The sequence below is a fragment of the Acetobacter sp. P5B1 genome (genome assembly GCF_018811985.1).
GTDB classification, from domain to species: domain Bacteria; phylum Pseudomonadota; class Alphaproteobacteria; order Acetobacterales; family Acetobacteraceae; genus Acetobacter; species Acetobacter cerevisiae.
Genome location: NZ_JACRVS010000066.1, coordinates 1 through 1,855, shown reverse-complemented (window position 1 = coordinate 1,855; position 1,855 = coordinate 1). Strand labels below are relative to the sequence as shown.

Genomic DNA, 1,855 nt, shown 5'->3' with positions numbered 1-1,855 from the left:
GCGTCAGACGCCTTTCGTGAACGGATATGGGACATGGGAGCCCGACCGGCCATTCCCGCGAAACGACGCGATGCGCCGGTCGCCTGTCCCAAATGGGCCTATCGATGCCGACATCTTGTGGAGAACCTCTGGGCTCGTCTCAAGGAATGGCGCGCTGTCGCAACCAGATACGAAAAAACAGCAACCTCGTTCCTCGCGGTCATCCACATCGCTGCCGCCGCAGACTGGATCAAGTGCTAACAGGCCCTAGGGTACGCCTGCCTTAATACTTATGCGCGAGAAGTCTGTGGCTGCACTCGGACATTTTGCATCTCCTACAAAAAAGAAAAACCGGAGGTCGTGATGATTGGTAAATATCGCTGGATAATATGCGGACTTCTTTTTGCGGCAACAACAATCAACTATGTGGACCGTCAGGTTCTCAGCTTACTCAAGCCGCTTCTGGAACAGAAATTCGACTGGACTGAAAAAGACTACAGCTATCTGGTTATTGTTTTTCAGGCTTGCTACGCTTTGGGGTTTGTTTCCTTTGGAAAATTGATAGACAGAATTGGCACGCGTCTGGGCTATGCAGTCTGTATGTTTATCTGGAGTATTGCATCAATCAGCCATGCCTTTGTGGGAGGAACAGCAACCTTTGCGGCAGTTCGTGGTCTGCTCGGTTTTGGAGAGTCGGGTAATTTTCCATCAGCTTTGAAGGTTGTTTCAGAGTGGTTTCCTTCTACGGAGCGCTCTCTGGCTGTTGGGATTGTCACGGCAGGAACAAGTATTGGTGCCATCATGGCGCCGGCTACAGTGCCATGGCTTGCTGTTAAATATGGATGGCAGGCTGCTTTTATTATTACGGGTCTTTCTGGTTTTGTCTGGTTGATCATATGGCTGCGTATTTACCGTCTGCCTGAGGAGACTGCTCGTCTGTCATCTGAAGAGCGAGACTATATTGCTCAGGATTCAGGTGTTGCTAAAGTGCCGGAATTTAAAGGGCGCTGGTTAGATCTGTTGAAAATGAAAGAGACATGGGCTTTTGCGCTTGGCAAATTCATGACGGATCCAATCTGGTTTTTCATTCTCTTCTGGTTGCCGTCCTATTTTTCTGATCGATACCACCTTGATCTTCAGCATCTTGGATTTCCGCTGATGGCTGTTTATTGCTCGACATCTGTCGGAAGTGTTGGTGGTGGCTGGATTTCCTCTTTTCTGATCGGTCGGGGCTGGAGAGTTGCAACCGCGCGGCGCTTTACCATGTTGATGATGGCGCTGCTGGTGATCCCACTGTGTTTTTCTGCGCAGGTTGGCACCATGTGGGGGATGATTGCGCTATTGAGTGTGGCAGCTGCTGCGCATCAGGGCTGGTCAGCTAATATCTATTCCATGCCCGCAGACTATTTTTCCAAAAGTATGATAGCCTCGGTGCAGGGTATAGGAGGCATGGCAGGCTCCATAGGGGGAATGCTTTTCCCCGTCTTTATTGGTATAATTCTGGATTACTACAGGTCTATAAATAGCATTAACACAGGGTATTATGTTCTGTTTGCTGTTTGCGGTAGTGCTTACATTCTGGCATGGTTGTTTATTCAGTGGCTAACAAGGAAGACATCTGCGCTGGACTAGGGCCTGTTAGATCTTGAATTTCTTCCCATATTGTAGGGATGGAAGAAGGAGACAGAACAGGCACCTTTACGGACGAGACATGGGCGATCTGGGAACCTCTGATTGAGGCGGTTCGCCCAAGGGGCAAGACGCCGCCCCATGATCTGCAGCGTACGATAGCAGCAATTTTCTGGCGCCATGAGAATGGCGCGAAATGGCGGAGCATCCCCGCTGAACTGGGGCCGTGGTGGCGAGCGGCCCAGCT

3 protein-coding genes are annotated in these 1,855 nt (G+C 50.4%); all 3 read left to right on the top strand.

Features of this window, described 5'->3' with window-relative positions:
• Positions 1-240 (top strand): transposase (locus KP703_RS15325; protein ID WP_215755544.1); only part of this gene is annotated, 240 nt, incomplete at its 5' end.
• Positions 241-342: 102 nt separating this feature from the next.
• Entirely contained in the window at positions 343-1,611 is a 1,269-nt protein-coding gene (locus KP703_RS15320; protein WP_215755543.1) for an MFS transporter, read from the top strand.
• Positions 1,612-1,649: 38 nt separating this feature from the next.
• Positions 1,650-1,855, top strand: a 206-nt coding sequence (locus tag KP703_RS15315) for a transposase (protein WP_215755316.1), incomplete at its 3' end; no start/stop codon positions are given.